Genomic DNA, 16,476 nt, shown 5'->3' with positions numbered 1-16,476 from the left:
GGACCCGGCCACCCGGCACGAAGGCTCAACCACCCAGCACGGGGACCCGGCCACCCGGCACGAAGGCTCAACCACCCAGCACGGGGACCCGGCCACCCGGCACGAAGGCTCAACCACCCAGCACGGGGACCCGGCCACCCGGTGCGAGGACTGGGCCGCCAAGCGCGGGAACATGCCCGCCCAGCACCTCGCCAGCCGCATCTGGCCCTGGCCCACCCACTCCCCGATCTTGCTGACGAGTCTGGCCAGCAAGCTCGCCAAGCTCACGAATCGGCATCCGTGGTCCACGGTTGGACGTTCACAGTCACCCACCAACACCGACCACCCTGCATGGGATCCACCCTCCCCACCCCTGCGGACGTGGCGAGAACCCTGTCTCCCTTCCGACCAGACCAACCAGCATCAGAACCCGCACCCCCAACGGGACGCACGGCGACCACCTCACCCCACCCCCTGGCGCAACATCACCATTGCCACCCTCATCTGCGCGGCCGCTGCCTCAGCGTCGATCGCCCTCAGGGTCCACGCCCTGACCACCGGCCCAACAGCCGACTTGGCCAGGAAGAACACCTCTATCAAGGCCCAGATCGCCCTAACGGACGACCCCAAGCGCAGACAAAGCAGAAGCGGTCACTTCAACCAAGAGAGCTACGTGATCCCGGCCACCCTGGAGATCATCCAAACAGCCGGCAACCGCCAGGCCGTCAACGTCCCCATCACCGTCTTCGCCAACGGACACGACTGGAGCACCCTGCTCCCCAGCCAGCACGTCGAAGTGACCGGCCGCCTGGCCAAGCCAACCCCAGGCGACCTCGTAGCAGCCATCCTCCTGGTGCAAGGTCCGCCACGAGTCCTGACACCCCCGTCCATGCTCCAAACAGCCGCGAGCAGCCTCAGATCGGGCCTACGGGCGGCCGCCGCCACCCTCCCCGCGGACCAGCAAGGCCTCCTGCCGGGTTTGGTCGTCGGCGACGTCTCACGCATGGATCCCCAAGTGTCGTCCGACCTCAAGGAGGCCGGCCTGAGCCACTTGAACGCAGTGAGCGGAGCAAACCTCGCAATCGTGGCAGGCGCCGCCCTCGCCCTCTCCCGCCTCATCGGGCTCTCCCTCCCGGTGAGGGCTGTATTCGCTGCCATCGCGATGCTCGCGTTCGCCGTGGTTGCCCGCCCCTCGCCAAGCGTTCTACGCGCCCTCCTGATGGGCCTTGCCGCCGCCATTGCACTGGGCACAGGCCGAGCAAAGGACGGCCTCGCGGCCCTGTCGGCAACGGTCCTCCTCCTGGTGCTGTTCGCCCCAGAACTATCCCGTTCGTACGGCTTCGCCCTCTCGGTAGCAGCCACGGCCGGAATCCTCATCCTCGCCCCACGCTGGCGCGACCGCCTGTCACCCCCAAAAGCCGAGGACGACACCGACGATCAGAACAACACAAGACACAGTAAGCACCCTGATCGTGACCCACAGGATGAGCCAGGTCTGCGGCGACAACACACCCCCCGCCCGAACCACAGCCTGCATGCGGATGGAAGTCTGCACCTAGGCCGAACTGTGGGCCCTGACCCCGCGCCCGACCTGCATCGGGACCACAGCCTGTGCCTCGACCGAAGCCTGCGCCCGAACCTCGGCATGCAGCCTGACCACAGCCTGCGCCCGGACCGAAGCCTGCGTCCAGACAACAGCCTGCAGTCGAATCCTGAGCTCCAGTCGGAGCGGGCTCTGCCGTCGACGACTGGGGGCGGCTCCAGGGGGCCGTATCGGTGGCCGCGCTGGATGGCTGAGGCGGTTGTCGTGCCGGTGGCCGCGCAGGTGGCGGTGACGCCCATTCTGGTGCTGATGTCGGGGCAGTTGACGCCCGTCGCCGTGATCGCCAACCTGCTCGTCGCCCCGGCGGTGGCCCCTGCGACGTTGCTCGGTTTCGGCGCCGCCCTGGTGGCGCCCGTATGGTCCGGCGGCGCGGAGCTTCTCGTCGTCCCGGCCGGTTACGCAGTCGGATGGATCATCATCGTCGCCCGCTGGGCAGTGAACCTGCCTTTCGCCACCGTGCCGTGGCCAGGCGGGCTCCCGGGATTGGGGTTGCTGCTGCTCGCGGTGGCGATCGCCGTGCCGATCCTGCGACGCAGGGCGTGGAGGGCCGTGGCGGTGACCGTGGCCGGGGCGGTCTTGGCCGCCGTACTGGTGATCCGGCCCATCGTCGGCTCCTGGCCGCCCAAGGGGTGGTTGATGGTGATGTGTGACGTTGGGCAGGGGGACGGGCTCGTCGTGGCGGCGGGACCGGGAAGAGGGATCGTGGTCGACACCGGGCCTGATCCGATCGTCATGGATCGGTGCCTGCGCAGGATCGGCGTCGGTGACGTACCCCTCCTGATCCTCACCCATCCGCACGCCGACCATGTGAACGGCCTCCCCGGCGTACTCCGCGACCGCCGCGTCGGCGCCGTGGTCGTCAGCCCGCAGCCCACGAACGCGCGAGCCATCGCGCATCTCTCGGCCACGCTGGCACGCCGTGGGATACCGCAATGGACGGCCTCACCCGGAACTCGGTGGCGCTTCGGCCCGTCAGAGCTGACCGTGCTGGGTCCTGATCCCACCTTGGGCGAGATGAGCGGGCAGGGGGAGGGTAGCGCGATCAACAACTCCAGCGTGGTCGTCCACGTACGCTGGCGGTCCGGATCCGTTCTGCTCAGCGGTGATCTGGAGACGGAGGCGCAGGATGAGCTGTTGCGCCGGACTGCGGTACGGGCCGACATCCTCAAGACCCCGCACCATGGGTCCAACCGGCAATCCCCGGCCTTCTTGTCGGCTGTCGGCGCACGGGCAGCCTTGATCAGCGTGGGCGCCGACAACGACTACGGCCATCCCGCCTTGTCCACGCTTGCCATCCTGCGTCGGCTGGGAGCCAGCGTCTACCGGACCGACCAGTCCGGCGACCTGGCCATCGTGGAGCGGGAGGGGCGGATGGCAGTGGTTCCCCGCGGCCCATAGTCCCCGTGGCCCGTGGACCTGCACCCGTGGCCCTGCACCCGTGGACCTGCACCCGTGGATCTGCACCCGTGGACCTGCACCCGTGGCTCCCCACCCGTGCTCCCCACCCCGTGGCCCCCCGCCCGTGGCCCGCCAGCCCGTGGCCCCACAGCTCGTTGCCTCCAAAGCCCGTCCCCGCCATGGTGCCCGGAGCGGGCGGTCCCGCCTTGGACCGCAGGGCCTCAGGTGAGCGTGTCCAGAGGCACTTGGTCCGTCTGGTGGGTACAGGCGGCGGCGAACTTCAGCTGCGCGGGTAGGTGTCCGGGGCCTATGGCCGTGAGGGCTGGGGCTGCGCGTGGTCGTTTCCGTTGTGTTCGCGACAGTGCATGCTCCGGATCGGGTCTGAGGGTTGCGGATCGGGTCTGAGGGTTGCGGATCGGGTCTGAGGGCTGTGGATCGGGTCTGAGGGCTGTGGATCGGGTCTGAGGGTTGCGGATCGGGCCTGAGGGTTGCGGGCCGGGTCTGAGGGTTGCGGTGCGGGCCGGAGCCGCGAAGAGCGTCAGGGCCCGGTGGCGTGTACGGGGTGTGCTCCGAGTACCGGGTTGTCGGTGACGCATGGCATGCTGCCTGACATGGCGGGAACCGATCCAGCACCTGTGACCCTGGTCCTCGGTGATGAGGAGCTGCTGGCCGAGCGGGCGGTGAGCAATGTCGTCGCGGCGGCGCGGGCCGGCGACCCGCAAGCCGAGGTGCAAGACCTCATGGGCGGGAAGATCGCGGTCGGTGAGCTGACGCAGCTGACCTCTCCGTCGCTCTTCGGCGATCGTTCCGTGGTGGTGATCCGGTCGGCTCAGGATCTTTCCAAGGACGTCATCACCGAGGTCGTCACCTATGCCAAACAGCCCTCCGACGACACCGTGCTCGTCCTGTCGCACCCGGGCGGGGTGAAGGGGAAGGCGCTGGTCGACGGGGTGAAGAAGGCCGGGGCCACGGTGGTCACGGTCAACAAGGTCACCAAGGCGGGGGAGCGGCTGGACTTCATCAAGGGGGAGTTCAAGCGGGCCGGGCGGGGCATCTCCGGGGACGCGGCTCAGGCGTTGCTCGATGCCGTGGGCAACGACCTGCGGGAGCTGGCGGCGGCGTGCAGCCAGCTGGTGTTCGACACGGAGGACAAGACGATCAGCGCGGCCGCCGTGGCTCGCTATCACAAGGGCCGGGCCGAGGTCACCGGGTTCAACGTGGCCGACTCCGCTGTCGAGGGGCGATTGGCCGACGCGCTGGAGCAACTGCGGTGGGCTCTCGGCACCGGGGTCGCGCCCGTACTGCTGGTGAGTGCACTTGCCGGGGGCCTGCGGTCGCTGGCCAAGGTCGGCAGCGCACCGCGCAACCTCCGAGGCGGACAGTTGGCCAGCCATGTCGGCATGCCGCCGTGGAAGGTCGATCGGGTGAAGCGGCAGCTGAACGGGTGGGGGCCTGAAGGGCTGTCCAGGGCGATCCAGGCTGTGGCGGGTGCGGATGAGCAGGTCAAGGGTGGGGGAGCGGACCCGGCGTACGCGTTGGAGCACGCGGTGCAGGTGATCGTGGCCAGTCGCACGGGGCGGTAGTCGGCGGTCGATGCCCCACCCTGGTCCCGGTAGGTGCCAGGCCGGGGAGGTCCATACGGACTGGCTGTACCGGGACATCGAGGTCAGGCTTGGGCGTCGGCTCGGCGTATGGGGTGGTGCGGTGAACGGGCTGGTCGGGCGTGTGGTCGGCAGCGCGTGTACGGAGGCGGCTTAGGTCGTCGGCTGAGCGTGGGCTGGGGTGCGGGAGCGGACGTTCGCAGGGCACGTCGAACGGTAACCGGGCGGGTGGCAAAAGCGTGGGCGAGTGTCAGGCGATGAGGGGTCGGCCCACGCGTCACGGAACCGCTGGGGAGCGGTGAAGGCCGGCTGGGCCAGGCGGTAGCGGGCCGGGTGCAGGGTTCCGCGTCGCTGGGCTGGCGCGGGTGCAGGGTTCCGGGCGCCGGCTCTGGGCCGCTGGGGGTGGTGAAGGCGGGCTGGGCCAGGCGATGGTGCCGGGTGCCGGGCCGCTGGGCTGGCGGAGGTGCAGGGTTCCGGGCCCCGGTCCTGGGCCGCTGGGTTCGCGCGGCGAGTATCGGGTTCCGGGCGCCGGCTCTGGGCCGCTGGGGGTGGTGAAGGCGGGCTGGGCCAGGCGATGGTGCCGGGTGCCGGGCCGCTGGGCTGGCGGAGGTGCAGGGTTCCGGGCCCCAGTCCTGGGCCGCTGGGCTCGCGCGGCGAGTACCGGGTGTCGGGGCTGCCGGGTTCGCTGGGTGGCTGGTGGCGAGGATAGGCGGCCGGGTGTCGGGGGCGAGGATAGGCAGCTGGATGCCTAGGGGTGGCTGGGGCGGGCCGTGTTGTTCGGTCAGGCGTTGTCGGGACGCGGGTCCGGGGTCAATGGGGCATGGATTTCGCGGCGGTGAGGGGCACTGAGAAGGGAGTCCTCGGGCCAGGCTCAGGCTCATAACCTGGAGGTATGGCTGACAACAGAGAGATTCGCGCTCGGATCCGCGATTTCCTGGTGACTCGTCGCGCCCGCGTGAGTCCCGGCGACGTCGGCATCCCCGGGCGCGACCTGCGGCGCAGGGTGAAGGGGCTGCGCCGGGAGGAGGTTGCTCTGCTGGCGGGCATCAGCGTTGAGTACTACACGCGCCTGGAGCGTGGCGACGCGGCGGGCGCGTCGCCGTCGGTCATCAATGCCGTCGCGCGGGTGCTGCGTCTCGACGACGTCGAGCGTGAGCACCTTGGCCGGCTGTTTCTGGCTTCGAGTGAGGGCGGCGCACCTGTGCGGATCGTGCGGCACGTGCGGCCGCAGGTGCAGTACCTGCTGGACGCGCTCGGTGACGTGCCGGCGTTCGCGCTGAACAAGCGCCTGGACATCGTCGCGGTCAATCTGGTGGGCCGGGCCCTGTACGCGCCGATGTACGACGGTACCCGCGACCCGGTGAACGCCGCCTGGTTCCACTTCCGGAACGAGGCGGCGGCCCGTGCGCTGTGGGTCGACTGGAGTTCTGTCGCTGACAACATCGCCGCGATCCTGCGCGCGGAGCTCGGCGTGCAGCCGCACGATCACGACCTCGCCGACCTCATCGAGGACCTGCTCGACAATGACGAGTTCGCCACCCGATGGGCGTCCCAGAACGTGCATCGCCACTCGAGTGGGATCAAGCCGGTCGACCACCCGGTCGTCGGCCGTATGGACCTGCCGTACGAGAGCCTCTATCTGGCTGCCGACCCGGACCTGTCGATCCTGGTCTTCAACCCCGAGCCCGGCACGGCCGCCTACGATTCGCTGAAACTGCTGGCGCTCTGGGCGCGTGATGACGCGAACGACCAGCACGCGCGGTGGCGTACGGCCCGTAGCGCGTAATCGGGAGCTCTGGGACCGAGGAGGCCAGGTTCCGCGCCGCCACGGTCTGCGCGATGGGCGCGCGTCGCGGGCCGCCACGGTCTGCGCGATGGGCGCGCGTCGAGGGCCGTCGTACGCCTACCGCTACCGCGAGATCGCCACCGGCAGCCCCGGCGCGCGGGGACGGCCGCCTGGCCTGAGTACAGCGATGACGTCAACCGGGACCAGTGGTCCGGCGCGGGGACAGCCGGTCTCAGGAGGACGAGGCCGCAGCTGCGATGATCCGCCACGCGTTCGGTCCTGCGCTGTTCGGTCCTGCTGTTCGGTCCCGCAGTTCGGTCCTGCGTCATCTGGCGCTGGGTCTTGCCGCTCGCCGGTGTGACGCGCTTGAGGGTCACTGACAGTGACTCCCACCGCCGCGAACCCGCCCCTAGCGTGGACAACGCGGAAACGACACGCATGACTATTAAAGGGGAAATATGCAGGCCGCAATCATTCACGGCGACCGAGACGTCCGTCTGGAGAACGTCCCCGACCCGGTCCTGGCGACCGACGGACCGGGCGGCGGGCTGGATGCGATCGTCCGCGTCGTCGCCTCCTGCGTCTGTGGCTCAGACCTGTGGCCCTACCGCGGTATCGACAAGGTCGAGGCACCCCGGCGCATCGGACATGAGTTCGTCGGCGTGGTCGAGGAGGTCGGCGCGAACGTCGAGAATGTTCGGACCGGCGACTTCGTGATCGCGCCGTTCCACATCTGCGACAACACCTGCATCAACTGCCGTAACGGCTGGAGCGTCCACTGCCTCCACGGCGGGTTCTGGGGCAGCGACCCCCGGACCGGGGGCTCCGCGGACGCCGGCCAGGGTGAGCGCGTACGCGTCCCGCTCGCCGACGGCACGCTCGTCGTCGTCCCCGGACGGCCCGACCTCTCGATCATCCCGGGCCTGCTGACGCTGTCCGACGTCATGCCCACCGGCCACCACGCCGCCGTCTCGGGCGGCGTGAGCGAGGGCTCAACCGTCGCCGTGGTCGGCGACGGCGCGGTCGGACTCTGCGCCGTCATCGCGGCCAAACGCCTCGGGGCATCGCGCATCGTCGCTATGTCACGCCACACTGACCGGCAGGAACTCGCACGCCAATTCGGCGCGACCGACATCGTCCCCGAGCGTGGCGACGCGGGTATTGCCGAACTCAAGGAGATGTTCGACGGAATCGGTCCGGACGCCGTTCTCGAATGCGTCGGCACGAAGGAGTCGATGGACCAGGCACTGCGCTCGGCGCGGCCCGGCGGTCAAGTCGGCTTCGTCGGCGTGCCCTACGGCGGCCCCCTGGAGGCCGGCACGATGTTCAGTTCCAACGTCGGCGTGCGCGGCGGCGTCGCGCCCGTTCGTAGCTACCTCGACGAGCTCCTGCCCGACGTCCTGGACGGCACCATCCAGCCGGGACGCGTGTTCGACGCGGAGATGCCCCTGTCCGACATCACCGCCGCTTACGCCGCGATGGACGAACGCCGCGCGATCAAGGTGCTTCTCCACCCGTAGAGCCGCGCTCGACCTGACTACTTCGCGGCTGGGCGGAGAGGGCGGAAGAACGTTGTGAGCTCCTCCTGCATCAGCGCAGGCTCCTCCAGGGCCAGGAAATGGCCACCGCGGCCGGGTTCGCTCCAGTGGCGCAGGTCGGTGCAGGCGCGTTCGGCGATCGAGCGGGGGATGCCGGACAGGACCGGTTCGTGGCTGAGGGTGATGGCTGTCGGCACCGTGATGGGTGGGCGTGGGGTGTTGTGGGCCCAGTCGTAGTACTGCCTGAACGACGTGCCGATCGAGCCGGTCGCCCAGTACAGCGTCAGGATCGTGAGCAGGGTGTCGCGATCGAAGCGGGACTCCAGGTCGCCGTGGCAGTCGCTCCAATCCCGGTATTTGTCGACTATCCAGGCGGCGAGTCCGGCGGGTGAGTCGATCAGGGCGGCTGCGATGGTGTCGGGCCGGGTTCCCATGATGGCGCTGTAGCCGCCGTCGAGCTCGTCGTACGCCTCCTCGGCCGCCACGAACGCCTGCTCCTCCGCCGACATAGGCGGGTCGTCGAACGACGTGGGGAACGGGGGATGGATCAGGTGGATGCCGATCACCTTCTCCGGGTAGAGCGCGGCCAGCCATTGGGTGGCCCCCCCGCCGATGTCGCCGCCGAAGGCGGCATACCGGTCGTACCCCAGGGTGTCGGTCATCAGCGTGTGCAGCATTCGCGCCATCGCGGCCCGGGTGAGCGGCTCCGGCGGCAGCTCGGAGTAGAGGAAGCCCGGCATGGACGGGATGACGACGTCGAACGCGTCGGCCGGGTCGCCGCCGTGGCGGGCGGGATCGGCGAGGCGGGTCGCCAGGGGGAGCATCTCCAGGAAGCTGCTCGGCCATCCGTGGCAGAGGAGGATGGGCATGGGCGCGGGACCGACTCCGGCGATCCGGACGAAATGCAGGCCCCGCTCGCGGTGGTGCGGCAGCGCGTTGAGCTCGGCCTCCCGGGCGCGGTAGTCGAACTCCTCCGCCCAGTACTTCACCAGTTCCCGCAGGTACGTGGGGTCGGCTCCGGCCTGCCAGGCGTTGGCGCCGGTGCGGTCCGTGAACCTGGTCGCGCGCAGTCGAGCTCGCAGGTCGTCCAGCACGTCGCCGGGTACCTCGATGCGGAACGGCGAAAGAGTCACGCATATCTCCGATCAGCTGAAATGTCCCACCGGCCTACCACCGGTCGGCGATCCGGATCAACCGGATTATCGGCTCAGCGGAGTGAGTCAGGTGAGGGCGGGTTCGTGGATGATGCCGTCGTTGATCTCCAGGACCCGGTCGGCCAGCGTGATCAAGCTGGGGTCGTGGGTGGCGACCAGGGCCGTGACCCCCTCACTCCGTACGACTGCCCGCAGCAGCTCCATGATCTGCCGCCCGGTCTGCGAGTCCAGCTGCCCCGTGGGCTCGTCGGCCACCAGCAGCCGGGGCCGGTTCGCCAGGGACCTGGCGATGGCCACCCGCTGCCGCTGCCCCCCGGACAGCTCGTACGGCCGCTGGTTGGCGTGCTGCTCCAACCCCACCAACGCCAGCAGAAGGCGTACGCGGGCCTCCCGATCCTCCGTCGGTGTCCGGAGCAGCCGCATCGGCACCCCCACGTTCTCCGCCGCGGACAGCACCGGGATCAGCCCGAACGACTGGAACACGAATCCCACCACGTCGCGGCGCAGGGCCAGCAGGCCGTCCTCGGACATGGCGGTGACCTCGTGCCCGGCGACGACCACCCGTCCGGCGTCCGGTTTGTCCAGGCCGCCGATCTGGTTGAGCAGGGTCGTCTTCCCGGACCCCGACCGCCCGCGGACCGCGACGAGCTCGCCCGGGAACACCGAGAACGACACCTCCCGCAGCGCCACGACCTCCTTGGGCCCGGTCCGGTAGACCTTGCGCAGCCCTTCCACCACGACCAGGGGCGAGTCAGTCATCAGAGGGCTCCTCCCGGGCGGGCCACACGCCGATGTGGTCGGATTCGAGCTCGAGGCGCACCCGCCGCTCCATCTCGAGCGCGTTCATGAAGTCGCGCGGCAGCTGCAGCCGCCCGACCCGGTCCAGCACGGCGTACTCCTCGGCGACGATCTGCCCCTCGGCGCCCTCGCGCCGCAGCGTCTCGCTGCTGGTACGCCCGTCGCGAATGCCCACTGTACGGTCCACCTGCTCCGACACCAGCGGGTCGTGCGTCACGACGACCACGGTCACCCCCAGCTCCCTGTTGGCCTTGCGCAGCGCGTCGAACACCTGCTCCGACGTCTCGCTGTCCAGCTCGCCGGTGGGTTCGTCGGCGAGGATGAGCTGCGGGGAGTTGGCGAGCGCGACGGCGATGGCGACCCGCTGCTGCTCGCCGCCCGACATTTCGGGAATCTTGCGGTCTGCGCAGTACCCGACGCCCAGCAGCTCCAGCAGCTCCAGCGCGCGGCCCCCGCGGCGACCGGCCAGCTTCATCGGCAGCTCGACGTTCTCCCTGGCGGAGAGGTACGGCAGCAGGTTCCGCGCGGTCTGCTGCCAGATGAAGCCCACCACGGACCGCCGGTACCGCAGCCGGTCGCGGGCGTTCATCGACAGCAGGTCCATCCCCGCCACCCTGGCCACCCCGGCCGTCGGCACGTCCAGCCCGGACAGCACGTTGAGCAGGGTCGACTTGCCCGACCCCGAGGCGCCCACGATGGCCACCAGCTCGCCCTTGTCGATCACCAGGTCGAGCCCCTGCAGCGCGACGACCTCCACGCCCTCGGTCTTGTAGATGCGTACGAGGTTGTCGCACACGATGTGCGCGTCGCCGCCGAACGCGGCCTTCTCCCGCGTGGCCCTGGCTTCCAGCTCGGACAGGGTCGGGTTCATGAGAGATCCCCCACTCGAAGGACGGCGCCGAGGTTGCGGCGGCGGCTGATGGCGGTGTGCGCGTACGCGCCGAGCACGGCGACGGCGGTGAGCCCGCCCGCCAGCAGCACAGGAACGAACAGGTCGAGCGAGTAGTCGCCGACCGGCAGGTCTCCGGCGTACGACGACAGGTCCACGCCGGTCCCGAGCGCGTACGGCAAGCCGAGGCCCAGGCCGAGCCCGACCAGGGCGGTGATGAGGATCATGGGCAGGATCTCCAGCACGGTCAGCCGCTGCGCCTGCCGGTCCGACAGTCCGAGCGTGCGCAGGAACGACACCGCGCTGGCGCGCTCGGCGGCGCCGATCACGAGCGCCAGCACGACGGCGACGAGCGCGTACGAGCCGAGCGCCACTGTCACCACGACCAGCGTCCAGCGCACGGTGCTGGTGAGCGGGTCGTCCTGGATGGCGCTCAGCGCCCCCTCCTGCGACTCCACGGTCGCGGACGGGACCAGCCGCGCCAGCACGTCAGGGGAGACGTCGCCCTTGATCAGCAGGGTGTTCGGGGCGGGCCGGGTCAGCACGCCCAGCGGCACGACCATGAACTTCCCCGAGGTGAAGAAACTGGGCACCGACTCGACCACGCCCCGCGTGGCGAGCTTCACCCGCGACTGCCACCCGATCTCGAACGTCCCCCGTCCCCGCAGCTCCGGGGAGACGAGCGCGCCGTCGGACAGCGGGGGCACGCTGATCGGGGCGCCGTCCAGGATCCGCCGCCACTGCGCCACGTCCACGGCGAGCGCCTCGGCCCGCTCCGCGCCGTACCCGACCTGCACCCGCCCGGTCTGCGCGATCAGCACCTGCTCGACGCCGGGCGTCGCCCGCACGCGGTCGATCGAGGCGGCGGGGATCTCGAAGTCCGACGTCACCTTGATCGGCGCGCCCACCTGCTGCCAGGACGCCAGCCGCTGCGTGTCCGCGATCCCCCCGGAGATCACCGCGGCGAACACCGACACGCCCAGCGCGGGCAGCAGGATCAGCACGGGCAGCACGCCGGCGGAGCGCGCCCTGGCCGCCCTGGTCAGCCCCAGGAACGGCACGGCCGCCCGCCCGCGCGCGGCCAGCCGTACGAACAGCCGCAAGGGGTACGGATAGCAGCGCAAGGTGATCAACGCCGCCGCCAGCGTCAGCCCGACGGGCACCAGGAGCAGGAACGGATCCTGCGAGGCGCCACGGGCCCGCAGCAGGTACGCGCCGACCAGCGCGAGCACCACGACCAGCACCTCCAGCGTGACCCGCCGGGCGGAGGGCCGACCGGCGGACACGTCGTCGCGGCGCTCGTGCAGCGGCGTCCGATGGGCCAGGGCCAGCCGTACCCCGGCGAACCCGACGGCCGCCACGACCACGACCAAGGGCCCCAGGTGCACGATGGGCAGCGCGGGCCCGGGCACCAGGAACGACAGCCCGTACCCGGCCAGCGCGGCGGGCAGCACCGCGACGCCGGTCAGCAGCGCCCCCGTCCCGGCCACCTGCCGCAGCGACCCGCCCCGCGCCCGCGCCAGGGACAGCGTGTGATCGAGCCGGTTGCCCAGCAGCAGCACGACCAGCGCGATCACGCCGAGCGCCACCGCCAGCAGCCCGCCGAGCACCAGGTACATCACGGTCTGCGCGGTGGCCACCTCGGCGAGGAAGTCGCCGAGCAGCTTGGAGAGCCCGGTGTCCAGGTGGTACGGGCTGGCCGTCGACTGGAGCGCGGCCACCCGCCCGAACTCGGCGACCGCCGCCTGGAGGTCGGGCGCGGCCAGCGCGCTCGCGCCACGGGCGTCGATCGGCAGGACCCAGTGGTAGGACAGGTTGCGTCCCTCGCCGCTGAGCACGGTCAGTCCCTCGTCGGGGATCAGCGTCGTGACGTGCTTCTCGAACTCGTCGCTGCCCGGCGTCTCCGTCTTGAGGACCTGCAGGAGGTCGACGTTGTGGGACCAGTAGCGGTCACGGGGGTCCTTGGCCTTGAAGGCGCCGACGATCTTCAGGGCGGCGTAGTCGTTCTCGCCGACCATCTTGGTCTGGCCCACCTTGTAGCCCAGCTCGGGCAGGGCCTCCGCGACGATCCCCACCTCGAAGACCGGGATCGTCGCGCCCTCGTACCGCATGGTCGAGGGCTTGCCGGGCGCCCGCCCCTGGACCCAGTCCACGCGCCGGTCCGCGTCGGAGAGCCAGCCCAGGTTCATGTGGGTATGGCCGCGGGTCCCGGTCACGGGCGTCAAGGTGGTCTTGGCGCTCATGTGGCCCGCGCCGACCGCCAGCGGGCGCAGCGCCGGCGGCAGGATCTGGCGCCAGCGGCGGTCGCGGGCGTCGAACTGGCCGCGTTCGTGCAGGTCTTCCTCGGACGAACGCGACTCCACGGACACCGTCAGGTCGGCCTGCACCGCGGGGGCGGCGACCAGCGAACGGCGCAGCGCCTCGTCGAACGACGCCTGCATCGCCCTGGGCAGCCCCGCGACCAGCAGGCAGGCGCTCAGCGCCAGCACGAAGAGCACGGCCATCGCGCCCAGGTGCACGCGGGCGAGCAGGGCGATCCTCACCGTTCCTCCACGAGTTGCCCGTTTTGCCCGCGCAGGCGGCGGGCCAGCCCGGCCACGATGGCGATCAGCACCGCGGCCACCAGCGCCAGCATCGCCGCGGTGGCCGCCCACGGGATGTCGAGCACCACGCCGGGGGTGACGGCCGAGGCCTGCCCGGTCAGGACGATGTGCGGCACGACCAGCGCGCCGACGACCACGGCGAGCCCGGTGCCCGCGACGAGCGACAGCCCGATGACGAAGGCCTGCTCGACCGCCAGCACCCCGAACACCTGCCGGGAGCTCACCCCGAGCGCCCGCAGGATCGCGAACTCGCCCATGCGCTCCCGGGCCGCGACGGTCGCGTTCACCAGGAAACCGAGCGTCGCGAAGACCAGCGCCGCCGCGAACCCGAGCATCAGCGCCCCCTGCAACCCGCTGGCCAGGGGGTCGTCCCGCAGCTCGGCCGCCAGCCTGCGCTGGTCGAGCGCGGTCACGTCCCATTCGGGCCGCGTCTGGAGCGCCTTCACCGCGGGCGCGGTGTCACCGGCCGCGAGCCACCATTCGGTGGCGGGCCTGGGCAGCTGCGCCGCGGCCAGCTCGTACGTCTGCAGCGTCCCCCAGTCGGCGAGCACGGCCTTCTGCCCCGCGGGGGTGGTCGGCATGCTGTCCACGACGCCCACCACCTTCACCTGGAGCACCCTGCGGTCGATGCTGGCCGGCCCGACCTGGCCGGCGACCAGCTTGAGCGAGGCGGCCAGGTCGGCGGTGAGCACCACCGGCAGCGGTCCGGGCTTCGGCAGCGGCGCGAGGCCGGCGGCCGCGGGCCGCGTCACCTTCATGGACACCGGCGGCGTCGCCACCTCGCGGCCGTCGGCGCTGAGGCCGGTCAGGGTCAGGTTCGCAGGGGTCTGGGGGGTGCCCGCGACGAGGCCGCGCAGCGACAGCGGGTACGTGATCTTCCCGGTACGCCCGGCCAGCGCCCGGAGGTCGACGTCGATCCGGTTCTCACCCTTGCGCAGCACGCCGAGCGACACGTCGCGCCACACGCCGAGCGCGTCGGAGAGCACCAGCCGCAGCGGCAGCTCGCCGTCCGCCTCCGCCCGCAGCGTGAGCGCCGACGGCTGCCCGGGAAGGTCCAGCTTGCCCGCCCGGTCTCCCACCAGCGCCCGCGACATCTCCCCGACCGGTTGCGCGGACAGGTCGGCACGCAGGTGGAACAGCTCGCCGAGCTTGCCCGCGTCCAGGCCGAGCAGCAGCGCGCTCTCGCCGCTCACCTCGGTCTGACCGCGAAATCCCGGCGAGTACGCCGTGACCCCGGGCAGCGCGGTGAACGCCGTCCCGCGCCCGAGCGCCCCCAGCTCCGGCCCGTCAGGGGGACCGGACAGCCGCAGGTCGGCCCCGGCCTGGTGGCGGGCCTGGTCGACCTGCGAGGCCCGCCAGGTGGACGCGGTGGCCATGGACACGATGCCGATCGCGATGGCCATGGTCAGCAGCAGCGCCGGGCCCGCGTACGTGAGCGGCCGCCTGCTCACCTGCCAGGCCCCCAGCGCCGGGGCGAGTGCCGGCCGCCTGGACGTCACCCGCTCGGCCAGCTTCGAGACGCGCGGCACCAGCCGCAGCCCCAGCATGCCGCCCGTGAGCAGGGCCAGGGCCGGCCCGGAGATGATCAGCGGGTCGATGCCGAGCCCGCCCGCGGCCGTCGCGGTCACCGGCGCGCCGTAGCGCTGGAGCTGCCAGATCGCCAGCCCGGCCACGACCAGCAGCGCCAGGTCGGCGCCCGCCCGCTCGATCAGCCCGCGCCCGCCGCCGCGCCCGCGCGCCGCCTGCTCCTCCACGTACGTCCGCCGCGCGCCCGCCAGCGCCGGCAGCACCAGCAGGACGGCCGCGGCCAGGGCCACGCCGAACGACACGAGGAACGTGCCCAGATCGGCCGAGGGCGCCAGCCGTACCCCTGAGGCCCTGATCCAGGGCAGCAGGTTGACCAGCGCGAGCAGCGGCGGGCCCAGGAACGGCGCGACCACCGCGCACGGCACCGCCACCAGCAGCGCCTCGCCGCCCGCCAGCGCGGCCAGCCGCACCGTGCCCGCGCCGCGCGAGCGCAGCAGCGCCACCTCCATGCGGCGGTGGTCGGCGAGCAGGCGGGCGGTGAGCATCAGCGCGTACGCGGCCAGCAACAGCAGCTGCAGCACCGGGATCAGCATCGTGGAGCGCGCCACCAGGGACGCGGTGTCGAGCTGGGTCAGGATCTCGGGCAGGCGGCTGGCGGCCACGCAACTGCCGCAGCCGTCCGCCTTCAGCCGCTCGCCCAGCCGATCGATCGCTCCGGCCAGCGGGCGCAGCTGGGCGGGGGTGAGCGTGCGCAGGTCGGGTACGGCGGTCCAGGTCGCGTTCACGCTGGTGGCGAAGCGGGCGACGAACGTCTCGCGCGGCACCATCAGCGGCCCGTACGTGGTGAACTCGCCGCGCTCCACGCCCCGGCTGAGCAGCTGCTCACCCGCCCACCGCTCGCCGAACGGGTCGTTGAGCTGGAACACGCCCACGACGCGGACCGTGACCGGCCGCGGGTCGAGGCGGCCCTTCGTGGTGAACTCCTGCCCCGCCTTCAGCCCGGTCGCCGAGGCCGCCGACAGCGAGATCGCGGCCTCCACCCGGTCCCCGCCGGCGCGCGGCCAGGAGCCCGAGACGAGCCTGGCGTGCTGGTCGAGCCCGTCGTAACTGCCGAACCTGAGCAGCTCGGGCCGCTCCTGGGCGTCCTGGCCCGGCATGACGTAGGAGTCGGAGCGGAAGCTGGTGGTGACGGCGGGCGGGCGTGCGTAGGCCCTGGCGAACTCGGCGCGTACCGACCGGTCGAACTTCGGGAACGTCTCGGCCGTCACGGGGGCGCTGACGGTGGCGGCGGTCTGGCGGTACGAGGCCGTCTCCATCGTCCTGCGGACACCGGCGTCCGCGATGGAGGAGGCGTACATGGTCAGCGCGACCAGCGTGGTCGTGGCCAGGAGGATCGAGCCGAAGGCGGCCAGGAGGAGCAGCGGCTCGCTGAGCGCACGTTTGACGACCAACGGCCCCCGCATGTGTCCCCCTTCGCCCCGTTTTAGTGCACCTTCGGGCAGGTTCGGGCGGCGGGGCAAGGCGATCTTTGGAACGGTGACGCACCCGATACGGGCGTGTGATATCGAAACTGTGACAAAAGGGTGCGAAAACGAGAACG

The 16,476-nt window shown here is 71.3% G+C and carries 9 protein-coding genes; 4 read left to right on the top strand and 5 right to left on the bottom strand.

Annotated elements, in window-relative coordinates:
• Positions 1–553: 553 nt before the first annotated feature.
• The 4 genes from AB0J87_RS21315 (at position 554) to AB0J87_RS21300 (ending at position 7,887) form a co-directional block, all read left to right on the top strand.
• Positions 554–2,980: a ComEC/Rec2 family competence protein gene (locus AB0J87_RS21315; RefSeq protein WP_363967512.1), complete on the top strand. Its 2,427-nt coding sequence runs from the start codon at positions 554–556 to the stop codon at positions 2,978–2,980.
• A gap of 611 nt (positions 2,981–3,591) precedes the next feature.
• Entirely contained in the window at positions 3,592–4,563 is a 972-nt protein-coding gene (holA, locus tag AB0J87_RS21310) for a DNA polymerase III subunit delta (RefSeq protein ID WP_363967510.1), read from the top strand.
• 910 nt (positions 4,564–5,473) lie between these two features.
• Positions 5,474–6,367, top strand: a complete 894-nt coding sequence (locus tag AB0J87_RS21305) for a helix-turn-helix transcriptional regulator (RefSeq protein WP_363967508.1) — start codon at positions 5,474–5,476, stop codon at positions 6,365–6,367.
• A 458-nt stretch (positions 6,368–6,825) separates the two neighbouring features.
• Positions 6,826–7,887 carry a zinc-dependent alcohol dehydrogenase family protein gene (locus AB0J87_RS21300; protein WP_363967506.1) on the top strand — a complete coding sequence of 354 codons (1,062 nt, stop codon included), beginning with the start codon at positions 6,826–6,828 and terminating at the stop codon, positions 7,885–7,887.
• A 17-nt stretch (positions 7,888–7,904) separates the two neighbouring features.
• Here AB0J87_RS21300 and AB0J87_RS21295 read toward each other — a convergent pair whose 3' ends face one another.
• From AB0J87_RS21295 to AB0J87_RS21275, 5 genes are all read right to left on the bottom strand, one after another.
• Entirely contained in the window at positions 7,905–9,038 is a 1,134-nt protein-coding gene (locus AB0J87_RS21295) for an epoxide hydrolase family protein (RefSeq protein WP_363967504.1), read from the bottom strand.
• A gap of 87 nt (positions 9,039–9,125) precedes the next feature.
• The gene (locus AB0J87_RS21290) at positions 9,126–9,818 is read right to left on the bottom strand and encodes an ABC transporter ATP-binding protein (protein ID WP_363967502.1); all 693 of its coding nucleotides are present in this window, start codon (positions 9,816–9,818) and stop codon (positions 9,126–9,128) included.
• Positions 9,811–10,728, bottom strand: a complete 918-nt coding sequence (locus tag AB0J87_RS21285) for an ABC transporter ATP-binding protein (RefSeq protein WP_192791084.1) — start codon at positions 10,726–10,728, stop codon at positions 9,811–9,813. Before AB0J87_RS21285 ends, AB0J87_RS21290 begins: the two co-directional genes overlap by 8 nt.
• Positions 10,725–13,289: an FtsX-like permease family protein gene (locus tag AB0J87_RS21280; protein ID WP_363967500.1), complete on the bottom strand. Its 2,565-nt coding sequence runs from the start codon at positions 13,287–13,289 to the stop codon at positions 10,725–10,727. The genes AB0J87_RS21285 and AB0J87_RS21280 overlap by 4 nt, the downstream gene beginning before the upstream one ends.
• A complete protein-coding gene (locus tag AB0J87_RS21275; RefSeq protein WP_363967498.1) occupies positions 13,286–16,339 on the bottom strand; it encodes an ABC transporter permease in 3,054 nt (1,017 codons plus the stop codon). The genes AB0J87_RS21280 and AB0J87_RS21275 overlap by 4 nt, the downstream gene beginning before the upstream one ends.
• Positions 16,340–16,476: the final 137 nt, after the last annotated feature.

Origin of the sequence: Nonomuraea sp. NPDC049625, from assembly GCF_040675285.1 — a bacterium.
In the GTDB taxonomy this organism is placed as follows: domain Bacteria; phylum Actinomycetota; class Actinomycetes; order Streptosporangiales; family Streptosporangiaceae; genus Nonomuraea; species Nonomuraea angiospora_A.
Note: the sequence above shows the minus strand (reverse complement) of the source record. Positions and strands in the feature narration are given on the sequence as shown.

Coding starts and splice junctions, on each gene's coding strand:
- holA (WP_363967510.1), top strand. CDS start 3,592: ATGGCGGGAACCGATCCAGCACCTGTGACCCTGGTCCTCGGTGATGAG.
- AB0J87_RS21305 (WP_363967508.1), top strand. CDS start 5,474: ATGGCTGACAACAGAGAGATTCGCGCTCGGATCCGCGATTTCCTGGTG.
- AB0J87_RS21300 (WP_363967506.1), top strand. CDS start 6,826: ATGCAGGCCGCAATCATTCACGGCGACCGAGACGTCCGTCTGGAGAAC.
- AB0J87_RS21290 (WP_363967502.1), bottom strand. CDS start 9,818: ATGACTGACTCGCCCCTGGTCGTGGTGGAAGGGCTGCGCAAGGTCTAC.
- AB0J87_RS21285 (WP_192791084.1), bottom strand. CDS start 10,728: ATGAACCCGACCCTGTCCGAGCTGGAAGCCAGGGCCACGCGGGAGAAG.
- AB0J87_RS21275 (WP_363967498.1), bottom strand. CDS start 16,339: ATGCGGGGGCCGTTGGTCGTCAAACGTGCGCTCAGCGAGCCGCTGCTC.